13 protein-coding genes are annotated in these 17,465 nt (G+C 70.1%); 10 read left to right on the forward strand and 3 right to left on the reverse strand.

What is annotated here, in order from left to right; genetic code table 11:
* The first annotated feature begins 67 nt into the window (after positions 1–67).
* The 3 genes from QK288_RS06790 to opgC are packed head-to-tail and all read left to right on the forward strand — an operon-like array spanning position 68 to position 4,991.
* Positions 68–2,092, forward strand: a complete 2,025-nt coding sequence (locus QK288_RS06790; RefSeq protein WP_281267048.1) for a glycosyltransferase — start codon at positions 68–70, stop codon at positions 2,090–2,092.
* A complete protein-coding gene (locus QK288_RS06795; RefSeq protein ID WP_281267049.1) occupies positions 2,089–2,493 on the forward strand; it encodes an ATP-binding protein in 405 nt (134 codons plus the stop codon). The genes QK288_RS06790 and QK288_RS06795 overlap by 4 nt, the downstream gene beginning before the upstream one ends.
* 5 nt (positions 2,494–2,498) lie before the next feature.
* On the forward strand, positions 2,499–4,991 hold the full coding sequence (gene opgC / locus QK288_RS06800) for an OpgC domain-containing protein (RefSeq protein WP_281267050.1): 2,493 nt from the start codon (positions 2,499–2,501) through the stop codon (positions 4,989–4,991).
* Positions 4,992–5,182: 191 nt separating this feature from the next.
* On the opposite strand, the gene QK288_RS06805 is transcribed toward opgC, so the two are convergent.
* Positions 5,183–5,332 (reverse strand): hypothetical protein, encoded by a 150-nt coding sequence (locus tag QK288_RS06805; RefSeq protein ID WP_281267051.1) that lies wholly within the window; start codon positions 5,330–5,332, stop codon positions 5,183–5,185.
* A gap of 155 nt (positions 5,333–5,487) precedes the next feature.
* Positions 5,488–5,940, reverse strand: coding sequence for a MarR family transcriptional regulator (locus tag QK288_RS06810; RefSeq protein WP_281267052.1), 453 nt, complete (start codon positions 5,938–5,940; stop codon positions 5,488–5,490).
* Positions 5,941–6,062: 122 nt separating this feature from the next.
* Between QK288_RS06810 and QK288_RS06815 the strand changes: the two genes are divergently transcribed.
* Positions 6,063–7,004: an AraC family transcriptional regulator gene (locus QK288_RS06815; RefSeq protein ID WP_281267053.1), complete on the forward strand. Its 942-nt coding sequence runs from the start codon at positions 6,063–6,065 to the stop codon at positions 7,002–7,004.
* Between the two features lie 13 nt (positions 7,005–7,017).
* Here QK288_RS06815 and QK288_RS06820 read toward each other — a convergent pair whose 3' ends face one another.
* The gene (locus QK288_RS06820) at positions 7,018–8,049 is read right to left on the reverse strand and encodes a LacI family DNA-binding transcriptional regulator (RefSeq protein WP_281267054.1); all 1,032 of its coding nucleotides are present in this window, start codon (positions 8,047–8,049) and stop codon (positions 7,018–7,020) included.
* 231 nt (positions 8,050–8,280) lie between these two features.
* Between QK288_RS06820 and QK288_RS06825 the strand changes: the two genes are divergently transcribed.
* From QK288_RS06825 to QK288_RS06850, 6 genes are all read left to right on the forward strand, one after another.
* Complete coding sequence (locus tag QK288_RS06825; protein ID WP_281267055.1) at positions 8,281–9,576, forward strand: extracellular solute-binding protein; 1,296 nt, start codon at positions 8,281–8,283, stop codon at positions 9,574–9,576.
* Between the two features lie 8 nt (positions 9,577–9,584).
* A complete protein-coding gene (locus QK288_RS06830) occupies positions 9,585–10,616 on the forward strand; it encodes a sugar ABC transporter permease (RefSeq protein ID WP_281267056.1) in 1,032 nt (343 codons plus the stop codon).
* A 108-nt stretch (positions 10,617–10,724) separates the two neighbouring features.
* Entirely contained in the window at positions 10,725–11,603 is an 879-nt protein-coding gene (locus QK288_RS06835; protein WP_281267057.1) for a carbohydrate ABC transporter permease, read from the forward strand.
* Between the two features lie 242 nt (positions 11,604–11,845).
* Positions 11,846–14,164, forward strand: coding sequence for a glycoside hydrolase family 3 N-terminal domain-containing protein (locus tag QK288_RS06840; RefSeq protein ID WP_281267669.1), 2,319 nt, complete (start codon positions 11,846–11,848; stop codon positions 14,162–14,164).
* A 271-nt stretch (positions 14,165–14,435) separates the two neighbouring features.
* Entirely contained in the window at positions 14,436–16,322 is a 1,887-nt protein-coding gene (locus QK288_RS06845; protein ID WP_281267058.1) for an arabinofuranosidase catalytic domain-containing protein, read from the forward strand.
* Between the two features lie 149 nt (positions 16,323–16,471).
* Complete coding sequence (locus QK288_RS06850) at positions 16,472–17,461, forward strand: carboxypeptidase-like regulatory domain-containing protein (RefSeq protein ID WP_281267059.1); 990 nt, start codon at positions 16,472–16,474, stop codon at positions 17,459–17,461.
* Positions 17,462–17,465 lie beyond the last annotated feature (4 nt).

Below are 17,465 nucleotides of genomic sequence, written 5' to 3' on the forward strand. Positions count from 1 at the left end.
CCAACCACCCGCAGCCGTGATCAGGAGGCAAGTTGCAGCGCAGCACGACGCCCGTCGGGGCCCACCGATGACCTCGCTCGACGTCAGCAGGCAGGACCGCCGTCGACTCGGGCGGGGGACCGCTCGTCGTCGCATCGTGACGGTCCGCACCGTCGCGCTCCTCGCGTCGCTCGCCGGCATCAACTACGTGGCGTGGCGCTGGGCCGCGTCCGTGAACTGGCACTCCTGGTGGATCGCGGTGCCGCTGATCCTCGCCGAGACCTACAGCGTCATCGACTCGCTGCTCTTCGCCTTCGGCGCCTGGCGGCTCCGCGAGCGTGGCGAACCGCCGACGACACCGAGCACCGACGTCACCGTCGACGTCTTCATCACGACGTACAACGAGCCGGTCGAGCTCGTCGTGCGGACCGCCACGGCCGCGAAGGCGATCACCTACCCGCACGCCACGTGGATCCTCGACGACGGCAACCGCCCCGAGATGCGCCGGGCTGCCGAGGAGCTCGGCATCGGCGTGATCACGCGCGGACAGGACTGGATCGACCGACCTCGTCACGCCAAGGCCGGCAACCTCAACAACGCGCTGCTCGCCACCCAGGGCGAGTTCCTGCTCATCCTCGACGCCGACCAGGTCCCCGACCCGGCGATCCTCGACCGCACGCTCGGCTACTTCAAGGACCCGCAGATGGCGCTCGTGCAGACGCCGCAGTGGTTCGAGAACGTGCCGGACGCCGACCTGCTCGGCAGCCAGGCGCCCCTGTTCTACGGCCCCATCCAGCAGTCGAAGGACGGCTGGAACGCCGCGTTCTTCTGCGGGTCGAACGCGATCCTCCGTCGTGAAGCGCTGATGCAGCTCGGGATCTCGCGCTACGTCACCGAGGTCGAGGCGTCCGTGCAGCGCACGATCAAGACCTCGCGCAAGCTGCTGTCCCGTGCGCGGGAGACCGAGACCGACGACCGCGTGCTCGGGGCGCTCGACGACGCCGAGGCCGTGGTCGACCGGGCCCGCGACGCGATCACCCGCGGGGAGCCCCTCGGCGACGTCACGTACGAGTTCCAGCGCGGCATCGACGCGATCGCCTTCCGGTTCGCGGCGAACGACCTCGAATCGGTGCGCAACGACCTGCAGGAACTCGCGGCGATGTCCACCGACGCGGGCACGTTCGCCGGGCTCGACGACGCGGCGCTCGACGTGCTCGGGCAGCGCGGCGCGTCACCGGTCGCCGCGATCGAGTCGATCGCCGTGCTCGCGCGGGCGGTCGACGTCAACCGTGGCGACGAGGCGCAGGCGATCATGCCGCTGGCGACGATCTCGGTGACCGAGGACATGGCGACCGCGATGCGCCTGCACGGCCTCGGCTGGAAATCCGCCTACCACGACGAGATCCTCGCGAAGGGCCTGGCGCCGGAAGACCTGCCGACGATGCTCGTGCAGCGACTCCGGTGGGCGCAGGGCACGATGCAGGTGTTCTTCCGCGAGAACCCGCTCGTGCAGAAGGGGCTGTCGTTCGGGCAGCGCCTCATGTACTTCTCCACGATGTGGAGCTACCTGTCGGGGTTCGCGGCGATCGTCTACATCGCCGCTCCGGTGCTCTGCCTGTCGTTCGGGGTCGTGCCCGTGCAGGCCTACAGCGTGGACTTCTTCGCACGGCTGATCCCGTTCCTGGTCCTCAACCAGCTGCTCTTCTGGGTGGTGGCCGCAGGCAGACCGACCTGGCGCGGGCAGCAGTACTCGCTCGCGCTGTTCCCGGTGTGGATCGAGAGCGTCACCAGTGCGTTCGAGAACGTGTTCCGCGGCAAGCCGCTCGGGTTCCGGGTGACGCCGAAGGTGCGCGACGAGACCGAGCAGAAGCCGCGATGGGACCTGGTCCGACCGCAGCTGTTCGCGATGGGCGCGCTCGTCGCGGCGCTGATCCTGATCGGCATCCGCTACCTCAGCGGCCAGGCCTCCGGGATCGCTCCGCTCGTGAACACCGCGTGGGTGGTGTTCGACCTGTGCATCTTCAGCATCGTGATCCGAGCCGTGCTCTACCGCGGCCCGTCGACCGCGGTGCAGTCCGAGCACGAGTCGAGCACCGCCGGGGGCCCGCTGTGACCGCCGCGTTCGACGTGCCGGCGACCGTGGAGTCGCTCGACACCGTGCAGGACCGCTTCGCCGCGTGGTGGGACACCCTCGGCATCGACGACGTCCGCCTCCGCTTCGCGCTCGAGACCGCCGTGGCGGAGATCGCTGCGAACATCGTCGAGCACACCCTCCGCACCGACCAGGAGGCCGGACGGCGGTACTCGGTCGAGCTCGCCGAGACCGAGCACGCCGTGACGGCGGTGCTCCGCGACAACGGCAGGCCGGCGGACGTCGACCTCAGCGCCGTGACGATGGCCGACGTCGACGCCGAGAGCGGGCGTGGCCTGGCGCTCGCGATCGCCGCACTCGACCGCCTCGAGCACCGGCACGAGGACGGCCACAACGTCTGGACCCTGGTGTGCGCGCGGTGAGGGGAGTGCTCGTCCGCACGGTCGCCGTCCTCGTCGCCTCGGCGAGCCTGCTCATCGGCGGAGCGCTGCCGGCACAGGCCGTCACGGCGTCGACGCCAGCGCAGCCCGCCACCGGGAAGACCTGGTTCGGACCAGACCTCGACTGGGGCGCCGACGCACCGGACGGGTACGAGGGCCGACTCGGAGCGACCCCTTCCAGCTACGGCGTCGAGATCGACTACCCGATCGACCGGAGCGCCGAACGAGAACTGCTCCGCTCGACCCGGGCTGCTGCGACGCAGGGCGCGACCCTCGTCGTGAGCCTCGAACCCGACGTGTCGCTCCGGTCGCTGACCACGGCAGACGCCCGGCACGCCAACGAGCTGCTGCAGGAGATCCACCGGCAGTACGACACGACGGTGCTGGTCCGGTTCGCGCCACAGATGAACGGGACGTGGGTGCGGTGGGGGCAGCAGCCGACGCAGTTCGTCACGGCGTTCCGCACGCTGGCGGCCCAGGTGCACGCGGGGAGCTCCGACGCGGCGATGGTGTGGTCACCGTCGTACGGTGCCGGGTACCCGTTCGGCGAGTCCGCCGGACGGCTGCAGGACCTCTCCGCGACCGACGTCTCGAAGCTCGACACGAACGGCGACGGACAGCTCACCGCCGCCGACGACCCGTACGAGCCGTACTGGCCGGGCGACGCTTCGGTCGACTGGGTCGGCCTGTCCATGTACTACTTCGGCAAGGGCAAGGCGACGGAAGCCGCTGGCCGCGACGTCCCGCTCACCACGAACGACGTGCCGGAGTCCGGAGAGGTCCAGGCGCGGTTCGACGAGACCTGGGGGTACGAGCAGTCACAGTCGCGTGGCGACTTCTACGACCGCTTCGCCGTCGGGCACGACCGCCCGATGCTCCTCGACACCGGGGCGCTCTACGACCACTCGCTGCAGGGTGCCGCGGAGCTCGACGTCAAGCAGGGGTGGTGGCGACAGGTCTTCACGGCGCTCGAGGACCGACCGCTCATCCGGGGTGTGACCTTCCTCGAGACCAACCGTCGGGAGCCAGAGGCCGGCAACCGCGTGGCCGACTGGCGCGACACGGCCGTACCGGGCATCGCCGGGTCGTTCCGCACGGACCTGCGGGCCGCGGACCGGTTCGTGTTCGGTCCGGTCACCGAACGGGTGACCCCGCAGGACGGCAACGCAGCGACGAACCAGCAGCTCGACACCGGCGGTGACCAGATGGCGTGGATCGTCTGGTGCGCCGTCGCACTGGCGATCGTGTTCCTGCTGAGCGGGGTGTTCGGCAGGCTGCTGCCGAGCTGGCGGTACCCCGACGACGGCAAGCCGGGGCGCGACCTGCGGCTCGACCTGTTCCGCGGGTTCATCATCCTGGCGGTCGTGATCACGCACATCGAGATCGGCGGCCCGTACTCGTACATCACCTTGCACGCCGTCGGAGCGATCACCGGCGCGGAGATGTTCGTGTTCCTGTCCGGCATGGTCCTCGGCATGACGTACCCGCTGGCGATCAAGAAGTTCGGCGAGTGGGTGGCCGCGGTCGGCGCGTGGAAGCGTGCGCGCAAGCAGTACCTCGTCACGCTGGCGGTGATCGCGGTCGTCTTCGCGCTGAGCTTCGTGCCGTTCCTGAACACCGATGCGATCACGACGTTCACGGACCGGGGGACCGGCACCGGCGGCGTCGGCGCAGAGGGGCGCGTCTACGACCTCTACCCGAACGCGATGCAGCTGCTCGCCTACCCGCCGCCCTGGTACGCGATCCGGCAGTTCCTGCTGCTCGAGATGGGCCCGTGGCCGTTCAACATCATGGGGCTCTTCGTGGTGCTGAGCCTGTTCATCCCGCCGCTGCTCTGGGTGATCCGCCGCGGCTTCTGGTGGGCGGTGCTCCTCGTCAGCTGGGCGCTGTACGTCTTCCAGGCCCTCGTTCCGGCGTTCCAGCCGCTGCACTCGCAGTTCGAGTCCGTCTTCCCGCTGCTCACCTGGCAGGTCGTGTTCACCCACGGGCTGGTGCTCGGCTACTACCGGCGGCAGATCGTCGGCGCGCTGACCGGTCGGCTCGGCAAGGTCCTCGTCGGGATCGGGATCTGCGGCTACGCCGGGTTCCTGGTCTACGTCTGGGCGGCGAACCACCTCGGGTTCACGCCCGTGCCGTTCCCCGCGTCGATGTACGACGACCTGTACAACACCGCGTACCAGCGCGTCGACCTGCAGTGGGGCCGACTGGTCGACATCGCGTTCTTCGCCGTCGTCTCGTACGCGATCCTCACGGTGTTCTGGAAGCCGATCGCGGCGGCCATCGGGTGGCTGTGGATCCCGATCGGACAGGCGAGCCTCTACGTGTTCGTCTGGCAGGTGTTCTTCGCGCTGGCGATCGCGTCGATCCCCGGTGTCGACTGGGGCAACGCCTGGATCGGCTTCGCGACCCACTCGGCGCTGATCCTGCTCGCCTGGTACATGGTCCGCAAGAAGTTCCTGTTCAGCGTGATCCCGCGTTGACGCCCGCCCTGGTGCGGTCCGCGGGCGGTCGAATCGCGCGTAGTGGGTCGAATCGCGCGTAGGCGGTCGGAACGTTCGACCACCTACGCGCGATTCCGCCTCCCATCGCGCCCGCCATGGGTCGGAACGCACGTGCGTGACGGACGGGAGGCACGGTGCCAGCCGGCACCGTGCCTCCTGTCCGTCGGCGATCAGCGCTGCCGCGTGGTCTCCGTGAAGAGGTCGTCGAAGAGCCCGGGTTCGTCCGTCTGCTCCTCGCCGAACTTCCACTTGCGGCGCATGCGCCGGAACGTCGTGATGCGGACCGGCTCGATGCCCGGCTCGGTGTCGTAGCTGCTCATGGTCCTTCCGCTCCTCATCCGTTCCCCGTCTGCATCCCCGCGGCGAGGCTACGTCGCCGCGCTGCGGGCCGACCGGATTTAGGTAGAAGAATTACCTTGTTGCGCTCCGTGGACAATCAGACGAGCCGAGGGCACTGCTCCCTCTACTCTGCCGTTCAGGGCCTGGGGGCGCCGCCGTCGAGCGCCGTGATCACGCGCTCGATGATGCGCACGAACTTGGCCCTGTCCCGATCCGAGAAGGAGGCCATCAGCTCGTGCAGATGCTCGTTCGTGCTGTCCATGGCGATTGCGTAGCGTGCTCGGCTGGTGTCCGTCAGCTCGATGAGCCGGCTGCGTCCGTCCTCCGGGTTCGGTCGTCGCTGCAGGTGTCCGGACCGCTCGAGCCGGTCGACCGCCGTGGTCACCGCGGGGCCCGTGATGCCGAGGTGGCTCGACAGGTCCTTCACGCGGACGGGACGCCCCGCGGACTCGGCGCGGGACACGAACTGCACCACCGTGAGGTCGACGCCGGAGACACCCATGTGGTCGCGCAGACGCAATCGCAACGACGTCGCCGTCGCCTCGAGTCGTGTCAGGGCGGCATCGAGGTCGGTCTCGCTGCCCGTCACCGGGGTGCCTCCTCTGCGCCGTGCGGCTGCGCGTCAGGGTACGCGGGCGCCGTCGGCACAGCGTATCCAGATCGCGCGGACCCGCGTGGATGCCGCCCCGCGGCGTGGCGGGTGCTCGGCTGATGGACCAGATGATCCGCATCGAGATCGCTGCCCGCGATCCCGAGACCGCGATCCGTGAGCTCGCGGCCGTCGACGTCGGCCGGCAGTGGAGTTCGCGGCGCACGGGGGACGAGTACTCGTTCCGGTACTCCGCGGTGGGCGACGACGAGGTCACGATCCGTCGCTCACGGATACGCGGTCTGCTGCGGGGTCTCGTGCCACCAGGTGACGACCACGTCGTGCGGTGGACCACCGACGGCTCCGTCGTCATCGACGCGACGGGGGCGCGCTTCGAGCTGCGGCACGACGAACCCGTGCTGTCACCGTCTGACCGGGAGTACGTCTTCGTCGGCACCGACCACGACCAGCGGTTGGTGCACCTCGGACGCGCGTTCGTCGAGATCGTCGCCGCCGAACGGTACGGCGCCGCTTCCGGTCCGCTCGTGTTCGACCGCGTCCGCGTCGTCGACGACGCGGCGCTCGGCCCCTGGCGCGAAGCACTCGGTGCCCTGTCGCGCGCACTGCGTGACGGTGTGGAGTCCGACGCCTGGGCCTCCGCGAAGCACTCGGCCGCCGAGGCGTTCCTCACGATGTTCCCGCCGCGGTTGGACGCGCTGCCCGCCGAGCTTTCGAGCCCACGGAACGCACGGCTCAAGTCCGTCGTCGAGTACCTCCACGCCCACGTCCGCGACTCGATCGCGGTGGCGGACCTGGCCGATGTCGCCGGGCTCAGCGTCCGGTCGGTGCAGGAGTCCTTCGCGCGGGTGCTCGGCGTCTCCCCGCTGACGTACCTCCGCGAGATCCGGCTCGACCGGGTCCGCGACGACCTGCTCGCACTCGATCCACAGTCGGTGACGGTGGGGGACGTCGCACGTCGGTGGGGGTTCGCGCACCTCGGGCGGTTCTCCGCCGCGTACGTCGACCGGTTCGGCGAGTACCCGAAGCAGACACTGCGCCGCTGATCGTCCCGAGCGGTCAGTCGGCTGCCGGCGGCGCGGTGCTCCGTCGTACCTGCAGGGTCGTCGCGAGCCGGACGTGCTCGGGGGTCGGCTCGCCGCGGAGCATCGAGAGCAGCATCTCCACCGCACTCGCGCCGAGTTCCGCGAGCGGCTGTGCGACCGTCGTCAGGGGTGGTGTGGTCATCGACGCCTGCGGGACGTCGTCGAAGCCGATCACGGAGACGTCCTCGGGGACGCGGAGTCCGAGGTCGGCGGCCGCGTGCAGCACACCGATGGCGGAGGAGTCGTTCGCCGCGAACACCGCGGTGGGGCGGTGCGGGCCGGAGAGGAGTTCCCGGGCGACGGCGGCCGCGTTGCCCTCCTGGTAGTCGCCTGCCCGGAGGAGCGCGTCGTCCACCGGGATCCCCGCGGCGGCGAGGGCGGCGCGGTACCCGGCCTCGCGCAACTGTGCGGACGCGAGGTCGGCGCGGCCGTGGATGTGCGCGATGCGCGTGTGCCCGAGCGCGAGGAGGTGCTCCACGGCGATGCGTGCGCCGCCCTCGTTGTCGGTGTCGACGGTGGCGTGTCCCTCCGGCCCGGTGTGCGGGTCGATCGCGACCACGGGGATCGACGAGCTCGGCAGCGCGGTCGACGGCGTCACGACGATCGCTCCGTCGATGAGGGTGCCGGAGAGCCGGGAGAGCGATCGCCGTTCCCATCCGGGTTGGCTCGCGCCCGTGAGGAGTCCGGCGTAGGCGAGCAGCTCGTAGCCGGTGCCGGTCGTCGCGGACGAGATCCCGCGGAGCAGCTCCGTGGAGAACGGCTCGAACTCGGGGACGAGGATGCCGATCACCCCGGTGCGTGAACTCCGGAGACTCCGCGCGACGAGGGACGTCTCGTACCCGAGGCGTTCCACGACCTCCTGCACGCGCAGCATGGTCGCGGGGGCGACGCCGTCGCGATGGTTCACGACCTTGGAGACGGTCGGGATCGACACCCCTGCTGCCCGTGCGACGTCCGCGATCGTCGCCCGCCCAGGGCTGCTGTCCACACCGGGAGCGGTCTCCATGTGCTCACCGTACCGCCGATGCCCCCGGCGAACGACCGCGGTCCACGCGTTAGAAAACGTTATCGATATCGATTGACAAAGCACCACAGCGCCTGGCACGCTCTCCGGAGCGGCAGCCGATGCCGCAGCGGCACCAGATGCCGCAGCGGCATCCGATGCCGCAGCGGCACCCGATGCCGCAGCGGCGATCGCTGCCGCAGCTGTCAACGACGACACTTCAGGAGCTCCACGATGACGAGGAAGATCCGAGCCACGGCGGCCATCGCGCTGATCGGGGCCACAGCACTGCTGGCGACCGGCTGCTCGAGCGGCGGCAACGCCGCGGACAGCGACGGCAAGGTCACGATGACCTTCTGGCACAACTCCACGACCGGGCCCGGCAAGGCGTTCTGGGAGAAGACCGTCAAGGACTTCGAACAGGACCACCCCGACGTGACGATCAAGATCCAGGCGATCCAGAACGAGGACCTGGACGGCAAGCTCCAGACCGCGCTCAACTCGGGATCCGCCCCCGACGTGTTCCTGCAGCGCGGCGGCGGCAAGATGAACGCGATGGCGCAGGCCGGCCAGCTCATGGACATCACCAGCTCGATCGGGAAGACCGCGAAGTCCGAGGTCAGCGCCGGTGCGTTCAAGGGCTACGAGCTCGACGGCAAGACGTACGCCATGCCGGTCGACGTGAACCCCGAGGGCATCTGGTACAGCCAGGACCTCTTCAAGCAGGCGGGCATCGAGGGCACCCCGACCACGATGGACGAGCTGAACGCGGACATCGCCAAACTGAAGGACGCCGGCATCCAGCCGGTCGCCGTCGGCGCGAAGGACGCCTGGCCCGCCGCGCACTGGTACTACAACTTCGCACTCCGCGCGTGCAGCGAGAAGACGCTGAACGGCGCCGCGAAGGACCTGAAGTTCACGGACAGCTGCTGGAAGGCCGCCGGTCAGGACACGAAGGACTTCTTCGACACGAAGCCGTTCAACGACGGCTACCTCACCACCGCTGCGCAGCAGGGCGCCGGCAGCTCGGCCGGCCTCATCGCCAACCACAAGGCCGCGATGGAGCTGATGGGCGCGTGGGACCCGGGAGTGATCTCGTCGCTCACCCCGGACGGCAAGCCGCTGTCCGACCTCGGCTTCTTCCCGTTCCCCGAAGTCTCCGGCGGCAAGGGCGCACCCGGCTCGATGATGGGTGCCGTCGACGGGTACTCGTGCTCGGCGAAGGCCCCGAAGAAGCAGTGCACCGAGTTCCTCAACTACATGACCGAGAAGCCCGTGCAGGAGGCGTACTACAAGGCCTTCAACGCGATCCCCGCGAACGAGTCCGCACAGTCGGTCGTCACCGAGCCCTACCTGAAGACGGTGCTCGAGGCGTACAACAAGGCGCCGTTCGTGTCGAACTACCTCGACACCCTCTACGGCCAGAACGTCGGCAACGCGCTCAACACCAGCGTGGTGGACCTGCTCGCCGGCAAGGGCGACGTCGACGACATCGTCAAGACGGTCAACCAGGCCGCGGCGAAGGGCTGACCCGACCCATGGCCACATCAGTCGCCCCCCGTCCGTCCGGCTCGAGCGAGCTGACGGGCGCGGGGAAGGACCTGACCGGCGCCGGCGGCACCACGCCGTCGGCCCCGGCCGGCCGGGGCCGGAAGAAGCCGGTCGCCGACGTCCGCAAGCGGGTCGAGATCGCCCTGCTGGCCGGACCCGCGACGATCATGTTCGTCGGGTTCGTGATCCTCCCCGTGGCGCTCGCCGCCTACTACGGCTTCTACAAGTGGCAGGGCTACGGGGCACCGACGGACTTCGTCGGCCTCGACAACTACAAGATCATCTTCACCGACCCCGACTTCCGGGGCGTGCTGACCCACAACGCGTTCATCGTGATCGGCTCGCTGCTCGTGCAGGGTCCCATCGCGATCATCCTCGCGCTGCTGCTCAACCAGCGGATCCGTGGCCGTGGCCTCATCCGGGTGCTCATCTTCGTGCCGTACGTCATCTCCGAGGTGATCGTCGGCACCGGGTGGAGCCTGATGCTCTCCACGAGCGGCGCGGTCAACGACCTGCTCCAGGCGATCGGCCTCGGTGCGCTGCGGAACGACTGGCTGTCGAACCCGGACATCGCGATCTGGACCCTCCTCGCGATCATCTCGTGGAAGTACATCGGCTTCGCGGTGATCCTGTTCCTGGCCGGGCTGCAGAGCATCCCCGAGGAACTGTTCGAGGCCGCCCAGCTCGACGGCGCCGGCTACTGGCAGATCCAGCGGCGGATCACGCTGCCGCTGCTCGGCCCGACCATCCGCATCTGGGCGTTCCTGTCGATCATCGGCTCGCTCCAGCTGTTCGACCTGGTCTACATCATCTGGGGGCAGTACATCGCCTCGACGGCCGGCACCTCGACCATGGCGACGTACATGGTCGCCAACGGCCGGAACTCCGGCAACTACGGGTACGGCAACGCCGTCGCCGTGGTGATCTTCCTCATCTCGCTGGCGATCGCACTCGTCTACCAGCGGTTCGTCCTGCGTCGCGACACCGCCGGCGCCCTCACGGAGAAGGCAACACGATGACCACCACCACCGCCGACGCACGGGTCGCCGCACTGGCGGAGAAGGCAACACGATGACCACCACCACCGCCGGCGCACGGGTCGCCGCACTGGCGGAGAAGGCAACACGATGACCGCCACCGCATCGATCGTCGCGCCCCGACGACGCCGGGACCGTGACGGCGGACCGGTCCGCCGCGAGCGCAACCTCGGCACGTACTTCATCGCGCTGCTGTTCATCGCGGTCTGCATCGGCCCCGTCGCGTACATCGTCCTCGGCGGCTTCCGCACCAACGCGCAGATCACCGCGAGCCCCGCCGGGCTCCCGGCACCGTGGAACTTCGGCAACTACGCCGAGGTCCTGTCCAGCGGGGTCTTCTGGCAGCAGCTCGGCAACTCGCTCATCGCCGGCGTCACCACCACGGTCGGCGTCGTCGTGCTCGGGCTGATGGTCAGCTTCGTGCTCGCCCGATACCGGTTCCGCGGCCGCGGCGCGCTGTACTCGCTGTTCGCCGCCGGGCTGATGTTCCCGATCACCGTCGCGATCACGCCGCTCTACCTGCTGGTGAAGGACCTCGGACTGACGAACAGCCTGGCCGGCGTCATCCTGCCGCAGATCGCGTTCGCGCTGCCGACGACCGTCATCATCCTGGTGCCGTTCCTGCGGGCGATCCCGGACGAGCTCGAGGAAGCAGCCTCCATCGACGGGGCCAGCCGCCTGGGCTTCTTCTTCCGGATGGTCGTGCCGCTGTCCCTGCCCGGCGTCGTCACGACGGGCATCCTGGCCTTCATCGGCAGCTGGAACAGCTACATCTTGCCGCTGTTCATCCTCAACGACGCGTCGGCGTACACGCTGCCGCTCGGGGTGCAGGCGTTCTCGTCGCAGTACTCCGTCGACACCGCAAGGGTGCTCGCGTTCACGTCGCTGTCGATGATCCCCGCGCTGGCGTTCTTCGCGGTGTTCCAGCGTCGCATCGTCGGCGGCCTGACCGGGGCGGTGAAGGGATGACCGCGACCGACGCGACAGCGTCGGCCACGGGCGGCCGGGAGGCTCGCCCCGCGTCGACGACGCCGGTCACCGCGACCGACGCCCGGCCCGCGACCGACGCTGCGTCCGCCACCGACGGCACGTCCGCGACCGACGCCCGGCCCGCGGCGCGTGCCGGGGCCGACCCGAGCCTCCCGTCCGCCCCGGCCCGACCGTCGGACCGGACGCCCGCGCCGGACCGCGCCGCCGCCCTGCTGGCGGCCATGACGCTCGAGGAGAAGACGGCGCAGCTCGTCGGCTACTGGCTCGACCAGAACGGCGTGGTCGCGCCCATGCAGGGCGAGATGACCACCCGGTCAGACGGCAGCACGCTGGCGGACATCACCCGTGACGGCATCGGCCAGTTCACCCGCGTCTACGGCACCCGCCCCGTCGAGCCCGACGAGCGCGCCGCCTGGCTGTGGGACGAGCAGCGGCGCCTGAAGCGGGAGACCCGGCTGGGCATTCCGGCGCTCGTGCACGAGGAGTGCCTGACCGGCCTGGCCGCGTGGAAGGCCGCCACGTTCCCGACGCCGCTGGCCTGGGGTGCCGCCTTCGACCCGGAGCTCGTCGAACGGGTCGGTGCCGTGATCGGCGACTCGATGCGACGGCTCGGGGTCCACCAGGGCCTCGCGCCCGTGCTCGACGTCGTCCGCGACCCGCGCTGGGGGCGGGTCGACGAGTGCATCGGCGAGGACCCGTACCTGGTCGGCACCGTCGGTACCGCCTACGTCCGGGGGCTGCAGCGCGCCGGGGTCGACGCGACGCTCAAGCACTTCCTCGGGTACTCCGCGTCGCAGGCTGGTCGCAACCACGCACCCGTGCACGCCGGAGCGCGGGAGATCGCGGACGTGTTCCTGCCGCCGTTCGAGATGGCGCTGCTCGACGGCGGCGCTCGGAGCGTGATGAACTCCTACGCCGAGATCGACGGCGTGCCCGTCGCGGCGAACGCCGACCTGCTGACCGGGCTGCTGCGGGACCGCCTCGGCTTCGACGGCACCGTCGTGGCGGACTACTTCTCGGTGGCGTTCCTCGAGGTCATGCACGGCATCGCCGCCGACCGTGGCGAGGCCGCGGCGATGGCACTCGAGGCCGGGGTCGACGTCGAGCTGCCCACCGGTGACGCCTACCTGGCGCCACTGGTCGAGCGCGTCCGAGCCGGTCTCGTCGACGAGGCGCTGGTCGACCGTGCCGTGCTGCGGGTCCTCCGTCAGAAGGAGCGGCTCGGGCTGCTCGACCCGGACGTGTTCGAGGACGAGCCGCCCACCGGCATCGACCTGGACACCGCGGCGCACCGGGACCTCGCACGGCAGCTGGCGGCGGAGTCGCTCGTCCTGCTGTCGAACGACGGTGTGCTGCCCCTGGACCCCCTGCAGGGGGTCGTCGCGGTGATCGGCCCGAACGCCCACCGTGCCGAGGCCCTGCAGGGGTGCTACTCCTTCGCGAACCACGTGCTGGCCGACCACCCCGACCTGCCGCTCGGCTTCGCGATCCCGACCGTGCTCGAGGCGCTGCGAGCGTCTCTCGGCGGCACGGTGTCGACCGCGGTCGGCTGCGCCGTCGAGGGTGACGACCGCTCCGGCATCGCCGAGGCCGTCGCCGTCGCGCGGGACGCCGAGGTCGCGGTCGTCGTGGTGGGGGACCAGGCGGGGTTGTTCGGCCGCGGCACCGTGGGCGAGGGCAACGACACGGCATCGCTCGACCTGCCCGGCGTGCAGCGCGAGCTGGTCGAGGCCGTCGTCGCGACCGGCACCCCGACGGTGGTGGTCCTGCTCACCGGACGGCCGTACGCGATCGGCTGGGCGCTCGACGGGCCGGGTCCCCGTCCGTCTGCCGTCGTCCAGGCGTTCTTCCCGGGTGAGGGCGGGGGACTGGCGATCGCCGACCTCCTCACCGGTGCCGTTGCGCCGTCCGGCCGCCTGCCGGTCTCGCTGCCCCGGGCGGCTGGCGCGCAGCCGTACACGTACCTGCACCCGAGGCTCGGCGGTCCGTCGGACGTCACGGCCGCCGACTCGACACCGGTCCGCCCGTTCGGCTTCGGTCTGACGTACACGGCCTTCGCGTACCAGGACCTGGTCGTCGACGACGCCGTCACCACCGACGGCACCTTCACCGTGACGGTCACGGTCCGGAACACCGGGCAGCGCGAGGGATCGGACGTCGTGCAGCTCTACGGGCACGACGTGCACGCCAGCGTCACCCGTCCGGTCGTCCAACTGCTCGGGTACGCCCGGGTCGACGTGCCGGCGGGGGAGTCCCGCAGCGTGCGCTTCACCGTGCCGGTACAGCGCTTCGCCTTCAGCGGTCGCGACCTGCGGAAGGTCGTCGAGCCGGGCGACGTCCAGGTGTGGGTCGCGTCCCACGCGGCGGCGTCCCGGCCGGGAGGCCCGCTCGAGTCCGGTGGGATCGTCGCGCTGTCGGACGGGTCGGCCGCAGTGCCCCTGCCGGGCACCGCGACGGAGCGTGCGACCCTGCGGGTCACCGGGCCGGTGCACGAGGTGCAGCTGACGGATCCCCGCCTCGTCACCTGGACGGTGGCCTGAGCGCGCGCACGTGCACGCGCGCACGCGTACGTGCACGCGCGCACGCGTACGCGTACGCGCACGCGCGCGCCGCGCCAGCGCATCGAGGGAACAGAAGACGTCGGGTCCGCTCAACGGAGCCGACGTTTTCTGTTCCCTCGACGCGGCGGCGGGGGACTGGGCGCGGTATCCTTGGTGTGGTTAATCGATTAAGCATCGTCGAGCGACAGCGCGATGCCCAACCCGACGATCGACCGCATCCCCAAGCAACGACGCTCGGAAGGAACCACACATGCACATCGGGTCGATCTCCAGACCTCGGCGCATCGTCGCCGCGGCACTCGGAGCCCTCGCTCTCGTCACCGGGAGCCTGTTCGCGACGACGGTCGGTGTCGGCAGTGCTGCTGCCGCCACGAACGGTCCCTGCGACACCTACGCCGGCGCCGGCACCTCGTGTGTCGCCGCGTACAGCTCCACACGGGCGCTGTACTCCTCGTACAACGGGCCGCTCTACCAGGTGCAGCGCGCCTCGGACGGGGCGACCATGAACGTCGGGCTGCTCGCCGCCGGCGGGTACGCCAACGTCCAGACGCAGGACACCTTCTGCTCCGGCACGACGTGCACCATCCCGAAGATCTACGACCAGTCGTCCAACCACAACGACCTGACCGTCGCGGGAGCCGGGGACGCCGGACCCGCGAACCACGCTGCTGACGCCGGTGCACTGCCGGTCACCGTCGCCGGACACAAGGCGTACGGCATCTACATGCCGCAGCAGGTGGCCTACCGGATCTCGAGCACGGTCGCCAAGGGCACTGCCCGCGGTGCCAGCCCGGAGTCGATGTACGAGGTCGCCAGCGGCACGAACGTGAACCACGGCTGCTGTTCGGACTTCGGGAACGTCGAGACCCAGGCGAAGGACACCGGCAAGGGGCACATGGACGCCCTGAACCTGTCGATGCTGAACGGCACGGGCAGCGCCGGTCGCGGCCCGTGGGTGCAGGCCGACCTGGAGAACGGCGTCTACGAGGGCAAGACCGCGATCAACACCGCGAACACCGGCAACACGTCGAAGTTCGTCACCGCGCTGCTCAAGAACGACGGCGTCGCGAACTTCGCGCTGAAGGGCGGGAACGCGCAGTCCGGGTCGCTGTCGAAGTGGTACGAGGGGGCGCTGCCGACCGACAAGGACGGCGACGGCCAGGGCTACACGCCGATGAAGCTCGAGGGCTCGATCGTGCTCGGCGCCGGCGGGGACAACTCGAACCGTGGGACACAGTCCTTCTTCGAGGGCGTCATGACCACCGGGTACTCGACCGACGCGGCCGACAACGCCGTGCAGGCGAACGTCGTCGCGCAGAACTACCAGGGCGTCTCGACCGGTGGCGGCCCCGGTGCCCCGATCACCGGACCCGGCGGCAAGTGCGTCGACGTCGCCGGCGACGACACCGGCGGCAACACCGCGGTCGTGCAGCTGTACGACTGCCAGACGCTCGCGGCCGACCAGCACTGGCTCGGCAACGTCTACGGAGCTCACACGCTCAGCACGCTCGGCCGCTGCCTGGACGTCAACGGCAACGGGACGGCGAACGGCACCCACGTCGAGCTCTACGACTGCAACGGCGTCGGCGGGCAGCAGTGGATCGTGCAGCCGGACGGGTCGATCAAGAACCCGCAGTCCGGACGCTGCCTCGACGACCCCTCGGGCAACACCGCGAACGGCACGGCGCTCCAGATCTACAACTGCAACGGCAACCAGGCGCAGAAGTTCGTCGCGGCCGTCCCGATCAAGACGATCGGGTCCAAGTGCGTCGACGTCGCCGGCAACGACCTGCAGCAGAACGGTCAGCAGGTCCAGGTCTACGACTGCCAGACGCTCCTGACGGACGAACAGACGACCGATCAACAGTGGGCCTACAACCAGGCCGACCACACGATCCGGACGCTCGGGCGCTGCCTCGACATCGACGGCAACGCCACCGCGAACGGCTCGCACCTGGAGCTGTACACGTGCAACGGTGTCGGCGGCCAGCAGTGGGTGCCGCAGGCGAACGGCTCCGTGCTGAACCCGCAGTCCGGTCGGTGCCTCGACGTGCCGTCGGGCAACACCGCGAACCAGACGCCGCTGCAGCTGTACGACTGCAACAACCAGGCGCCGCAGGTGTTCAGCTTCAACTGAACCGCGTGACGGACAGGAGGCTCGGTGCCAGCTGGCACCGGGCCTCCTGTCCGTCGCCGGGTACGTCCCGGCCGCAGGACGCGTCTTCCCCACCGCGCGCCGGGCGCGTACAGTCCCACGCAACACACGACCGGCGGGCGGGGAACGCGATGCGACTGATCACCGGGACGACATTGGTCGTGGCGCTGACGGCGGCCACGCTGATCGGGCTGGCGCCTCCGGCGAGCGCGGCCGCTTCGGGGTCGATCGCCGTGCAGCTCGCGGCACCGGACGGCACCGCGATCCGACTGGCGGACGTCCAACTCGCTGCGATCGGTACCGATGCCGTCGTCGGGAACGCCACCACCGACGCCGACGGCACCGCGACGTTCACCGGCATCCCGGCTCCGGACACCGTCACGGTGACGACACGGGTGCTCCCGCCGCACGGTGCGCAGACGTACGCGCCCGGTCTCCGCGCGGACATCGCGGTCCGCGGTGGGTCGACGGTGGCGGTCACCGTGCCGCTCGTGATCGGTGCCACGTTGCAGGGTGGTGTCGTCGGACCGACTGGACCCGCCGCCGGACGCCTGATGTACGCGTGGAACGAGGACACCTCGCAGGTGTTCCGGACGTCCACGGACAGCGCGGGCCAGTACCGGTTCGTCGGGCTGAGCACCGGTCAGTACCGCATCGAGGCGTACGCCAGCGGGACGGCGTCCCCTGCGGTCTGGAAGACCCGGGTGTACCAGCAGCGGGGGACCCTCGCGGCGTCACAGGTGACGTTGTCGCAGCACTACGCGCACAGCGACTACGACCTGGTCGTCTTCGCGAACACGGCGTCCCGCACCCCGTCAGCGCAGCTCAGTGGAGCGAGTGTGGTGGTGACGAACGCAGCGACCGGCGCGTCGTTCTCGACCCGGTTCTCGACGCTGCTCGACAGCGAGCAGACGGCGCAGTTCCAGATCCCGTCCGGGCAGTACGTGGTGGAGCTCCGGACGACGGCGACGACCGTGACGCCGGCTCGGGTGCTGTGGCTCGGGCGTCCGGGTGGGGTGTACCAGTACGTGGATGATCGGGCGCAGGCGGTCCCGGTCAAGGTCGCGTTCGGCGGGTTCAACGGTTGGGGTGGGGTGCTGCCGGAGGGAGTTTCGGGCTGATTGC

Origin of the sequence: Curtobacterium sp. 9128 (assembly GCF_900086645.1) — a bacterium.
GTDB lineage: Bacteria > Actinomycetota > Actinomycetes > Actinomycetales > Microbacteriaceae > Curtobacterium.

Coding starts and splice junctions, on each gene's coding strand:
- QK288_RS06790 (WP_281267048.1), top strand. CDS start 68: ATGACCTCGCTCGACGTCAGCAGGCAGGACCGCCGTCGACTCGGGCGG.
- QK288_RS06805 (WP_281267051.1), bottom strand. CDS start 5,332: ATGAGCAGCTACGACACCGAGCCGGGCATCGAGCCGGTCCGCATCACG.
- QK288_RS06815 (WP_281267053.1), top strand. CDS start 6,063: ATGGACCAGATGATCCGCATCGAGATCGCTGCCCGCGATCCCGAGACC.
- QK288_RS06820 (WP_281267054.1), bottom strand. CDS start 8,049: ATGGAGACCGCTCCCGGTGTGGACAGCAGCCCTGGGCGGGCGACGATC.
- QK288_RS06825 (WP_281267055.1), top strand. CDS start 8,281: ATGACGAGGAAGATCCGAGCCACGGCGGCCATCGCGCTGATCGGGGCC.
- QK288_RS06830 (WP_281267056.1), top strand. CDS start 9,585: ATGGCCACATCAGTCGCCCCCCGTCCGTCCGGCTCGAGCGAGCTGACG.
- QK288_RS06835 (WP_281267057.1), top strand. CDS start 10,725: ATGACCGCCACCGCATCGATCGTCGCGCCCCGACGACGCCGGGACCGT.
- QK288_RS06840 (WP_281267669.1), top strand. CDS start 11,846: ATGACGCTCGAGGAGAAGACGGCGCAGCTCGTCGGCTACTGGCTCGAC.
- QK288_RS06845 (WP_281267058.1), top strand. CDS start 14,436: ATGCACATCGGGTCGATCTCCAGACCTCGGCGCATCGTCGCCGCGGCA.
- QK288_RS06850 (WP_281267059.1), top strand. CDS start 16,472: ATGCGACTGATCACCGGGACGACATTGGTCGTGGCGCTGACGGCGGCC.